This is a genomic window from Mycobacterium simiae, assembly GCF_008370645.1.
In the GTDB taxonomy this organism is placed as follows: Bacteria; Actinomycetota; Actinomycetes; order Mycobacteriales; family Mycobacteriaceae; genus Mycobacterium; species Mycobacterium simiae_A.
In genome coordinates this window covers 1-4,157 of record NZ_VTZN01000280.1, presented here as the reverse complement: position 1 = coordinate 4,157, position 4,157 = coordinate 1, and the positions used below count along the sequence as shown (strand labels likewise).

The 4,157-nt window shown below is 67.6% G+C and carries 5 protein-coding genes; 4 read left to right on the top strand and 1 reads right to left on the bottom strand.

Annotation, left to right across the window (positions count from 1 at the left end; all coding sequences use genetic code 11):
• The 3 genes from F0Q45_RS24720 to F0Q45_RS24710 form a co-directional block, all read left to right on the top strand.
• Positions 1-643: pyridoxal-phosphate dependent enzyme (locus F0Q45_RS24720; RefSeq protein WP_149656396.1), on the top strand; the 643-nt coding region annotated here is incomplete at its 5' end.
• Complete coding sequence (locus F0Q45_RS24715) at positions 640-1,932, top strand: MFS transporter (protein ID WP_149656395.1); 1,293 nt, start codon at positions 640-642, stop codon at positions 1,930-1,932. The genes F0Q45_RS24720 and F0Q45_RS24715, both read left to right, overlap by 4 nt.
• Before the next feature lie 115 nt (positions 1,933-2,047).
• Entirely contained in the window at positions 2,048-2,374 is a 327-nt protein-coding gene (locus tag F0Q45_RS24710) for a hypothetical protein (RefSeq protein WP_149656394.1), read from the top strand.
• Positions 2,375-3,042: 668 nt separating this feature from the next.
• On the opposite strand, the gene F0Q45_RS28130 is transcribed toward F0Q45_RS24710, so the two are convergent.
• Complete coding sequence (locus tag F0Q45_RS28130) at positions 3,043-3,237, bottom strand: hypothetical protein (RefSeq protein WP_188113144.1); 195 nt, start codon at positions 3,235-3,237, stop codon at positions 3,043-3,045.
• Positions 3,238-3,908: 671 nt separating this feature from the next.
• Between F0Q45_RS28130 and F0Q45_RS24700 the strand changes: the two genes are divergently transcribed.
• The coding region (locus tag F0Q45_RS24700; RefSeq protein ID WP_149656392.1) for a PPE domain-containing protein at positions 3,909-4,157 on the top strand (249 nt) is incomplete at its 3' end.

Genomic DNA, 4,157 nt, shown 5'->3' with positions numbered 1-4,157 from the left:
CCATCCCGGCGCCTGGAATCCCGACCAGTACGGCAACCCCGACAACATCGCCGGCTACCAGCCGCTGGCGTGGGAGCTGATGAATCAGCTCGGCCAGGTCGACGTGCTGGTGTGCTCGGTGGGCACCGGTGGGCATTCGGCCGGGGTGGCGCGGGTGCTGCGCCAGTTCAACCCGGCCATGAAGCTGATCGGGGTCGACACCATCGGCTCGACCATTTTCGGTCAACCCGTGGCGAGCCGCTTGATGCGCGGGCTGGGCTCTAGTATCTATCCGCGCAACGTCGACTACGACGCCTTCGACGAGGTTCACTGGGTGGCCCCAGAAGAATCGGTGTGGGCTTGCCGCGCCTTGGCGGCCAGCAACTTCGCCAGCGGCGGGTGGAGCGTGGGGGCGGTGGCTCTGGTCGCGGGCTGGGCCGCACGCACCTACCCCCCAGACACCCGCATCGCCGCGGTGTTTCCCGACGGGCCGCAACGCTACTTCGACACCATCTACAACGACGACTACTGCCGCCAGCACCGGCTGCTGGACCGCCGACCCGACGCCGAGCCTGCGCTCATCGCCGACCCGACCCACCAAGTGGTGACTTCCTGGACCCGCACCACCACCATCATCAACCCGACGCTGGTCTCGGCCGCATGAGAGAGTTCCTCACGCGGTTTGGTGGTTTCGACGGGCCCAGCCGGGTGCTGATGATCAACCAGTTCGGCATCAACATCGGTTTCTACATGCTGATGCCGTATCTGGCCGGATACCTGGCCGGCCCGCTCGGGCTGGCCACCTGGGCGGTCGGGCTGGTGCTGGGGGTGCGCAATTTCTCCCAGCAGGGCATGTTCATCTTGGGCGGCACGCTGGCCGACCGGATGGGCTACAAACTGCTGATCGTGGCCGGGTGTGTGCTGCGCACCGGCGGGTTCGCGCTGCTGGTGGCCGCCCAGTCATTGCCGGCCGTGCTGATCGCCGCGGCGGCCACCGGCCTCGCCGGCGCGCTGTTCAACCCGGCGGTGCGCGCGTACCTGGCCGCCGATGCCCGGGAGCGCCGTGTCGAGGCCTTCGCCATGTTCAACATTTTCTACCAGGCCGGAATCCTGTTGGGCCCGCTGGTCGGACTGGCTCTGGTGGCCGTCGATTTCCGGGTCACCGCGGCAGCCGCGGCGGTGGTGTTCGCCGTACTCACGGGCGCCCAGCTGGTGGCGTTGCCTCAGCGTGAACTCGACCCCTCAGCGCGGCAGACCTCGATCCTGCAGGACTGGCGGGCGGTTGTGGGGAACCGGGCCTTCCTGCTGTTCGCGGCGGCGATGATCGGCACCTACATGCTGACCTTCCAGGTCTACCTGGCGCTGCCGCTGCAAGCCGCACTACTCACCCCGCGCTTCCAAACCCAGCTCGTGGCGATCATGTTCGCGGTCTCGGGCCTGATCGCCGTCGCCGGACAACTGCGCATCACCCGCTGGTTCGCAAACCGGTGGGGCGCCAGACGCAGTCTGGTCGTGGGCCTGGCCATCCTGGCAGCCTCGTTTGTGCCGCTGGCCGTCGTCCCCGACGGTCAGCGGCTCGGGACAGCCACTGCGGTGGGTGCGCTGCTGATCTCGGCCGCGCTGCTGGCGATCGGATCGGCTGCGGTATTCCCCTTTGAGATGGATACCGTGGTCGCCCTGGCCGGCAACCGGCTGGTCGGCACCCACTACGGGTTCTACAACACCATCGTGGGAACCGGCATCCTCATCGGCAACCTGGCCACCGGAGCCGCCTTCGGTGCTGCACAGCGGCTCGGTGCCGGCGCACTGGTGTGGACCGCACTCGCTCTCGTCGGCGCCGCCGCCGCCCTCGTCCTTCACCGCCTCGACCCCGCACGCCCCGCACACCACGCGTTGTCCGGCACGCGGATGCGGTTGCTGCCCGCCAAGGCAAGTCCAGTCCGCAGCACCTAGGGCAAGCGGGGCGTCAATCTCCTCCACCGCACCAGCCCGGCCGAACGCCCGCGCACCCGTCCCGGCGTCCGGGCCGCAGGCGCAGTGGGCAACGCTACATTCCTACGAACAACCCTTGCCCACCACATCAACCACAGAGCGACGCCGCGAACCGGGCTTAGCCGCCGGCGAAGTTCACGGTGTAGCCATAGGCCGCCACACGGTGTCGCAGGACGGCGAGCCGAAAATTCCGGGGACTTTATACCCTACCCCTGTTGGGTTATGTGTGGCATCGTGGCGGCTATGGGCCAAACGGCAGAATGCACCATCGCCGAAGGCGATGATGCGCCGACTGGTGTGGATCACCCTCCGGCGCCCGGTGGCCATCATCGTCGGGATCGTGGGCGCCCTAGCCCCCACAGCGTTTCCGGTGCGTACCGGTGGCGCCCCAGCCGGCGTCTAGTCCTGCAGCTGCCCGCTCAGCGCGGCCCGTGGCACGGTTGCAACCGGCACGAATCAGTTATCGCACAGCTACTTTCGCCATAACTCCGCGTCCCCGGACTGCTGCGATGAGCGACCTCGGAAAGGGAAGTCACCGCAATGAGGAACCGCCCGAGCCGGATCCGTGTTGCCGGAGCCACCGCGGCGCCTGCGCCGGGCTCACGGCCGTGGGGGTTGCTGTTGGTTGTGCCGGCCAGGGCTGATATCGCCAGAAACGCGATGTCGAGGAACGGGCCTCGATGCCCGAACGGGCCGTCCACCCGGTCGTCCGCGACGGCGCGCCAGCTCATGCTCCTCGCCGCGGCTGGGTGGAACTACGCGGCTTCCGAACTACGAAAAGCGCCGAGCAGGTCGTGTCGAATCGTTTGGGGCTTAACGGCTTCCGAGTGTTTCCCAGCTTCAGCCTGTGCGGTGCGCAGGCCGATGACATCACGACTTACCCAGGTGGAGGAGCTATTTTGCGGCGAATCGCCCAAGCGGACCACGCGGTCGCCGGGCCGGGCGGCGGGCGGATCGTCAACCGGCATGCGATTGATCGGATTGTCGTAGTACCTACGAGATAGGGGAGGAGGTGGAAATGATGACAACCGGGGACCGGAACCAAGATTGTCTGGAGGCGTGCGCGAAGTGTCAGCAGGCGTGTGAGTCCTGCGCCGCGGCCTGCATCGGGGATGCGAACATGGCCGAGTGCGCGCGCTTGTGCCTGGACTGCGCGACGATGTGCGCGACCTGCGTGACGTTGTTGGCGCGGGGCTCGCGGTGGGCGGCGCAGGTGTGCGCGATCTGCGCAGCGATCTGCGACGCGTGTGCTTCAGAGTGCGACAAGCACGGCTGCAGCGAGTGCGCGCAGGCCTGCCGGCGGTGCGCCGAGACATGTCGGGCAATGGCATCGGACTGAGCAACACACCGCAGCGATTCCGCGGAGGGGTGGGGCGTGGCCCTGCTCCTTCGCGGGATCCTGGCTGTGACCTTTCGATGCCTCGGCGGTGGGGTTCGGCACGGCTGTGGCTGCGATGCCAAGCGCTGGGGCTCTCGCCAACACCTGCGGCTAGCGGAACCTCACTCGATTCGCACGAGAAGCATATTCAGAGGTAGGGCGTTGGGGGTCGGGCGCGGCGCGTCACCACCGGACGCGATGGTGGTGCCGGCTCCGGGCTGGTGGCCGGCCGCACCACGAAATGCGGCTGGCTGCAACACGAATCGCATCCGACGTCCGGGACTGGGTGATCGGTCGCTCGACACTCGGAGGGCCCGCACTGGTGACGAGACAGTCTCGTCGCGGTAGGCGGTATCACAAGCGTGAAGGGCCTGCAGCATCGCGCTGCTTGCGCGGGCTCGGCCGTCGACCGGATTCCGCGTTCGTGATGTTGCCAGACCCGCGCCGCTATCCGCGGCAAGGTGCGCAAGGCCGACCCGCCCACCTGCGCAGCTATTGAAAACGATTGTCAAACCCATTAAGGTGTGATGTCGACGCGCGGGGTGAAGGAAGTGTTCATATGTCCACGGTATGGATAGCGTCGCCGCCGGAAGTGCACTCAGCGCTGCTCACCAGCGGCCCGGGACCCGGCTCATTGTTGTCGGCCGCCGCGGCCTGGTCGGCGATGAGCACCGAGTACACCCAGGTGGCCGAGGAACTCATGGCCGTACTCAGCGCGGTGCAGGCAGGGGCCTGGGAAGGGCCGAGTGTCGAGCAATACGTGGCCGCGCACATGCGGTACCTGGCGTGGCTGATGCGCGCCAGCGCC

What these genes read in the sequence shown, in the direction of transcription:
- F0Q45_RS24715 (WP_149656395.1), top strand. Translation starts at nt 640, where the DNA reads ATGAGAGAGTTCCTCACGCGGTTTGGTGGTTTCGACGGGCCCAGCCGG.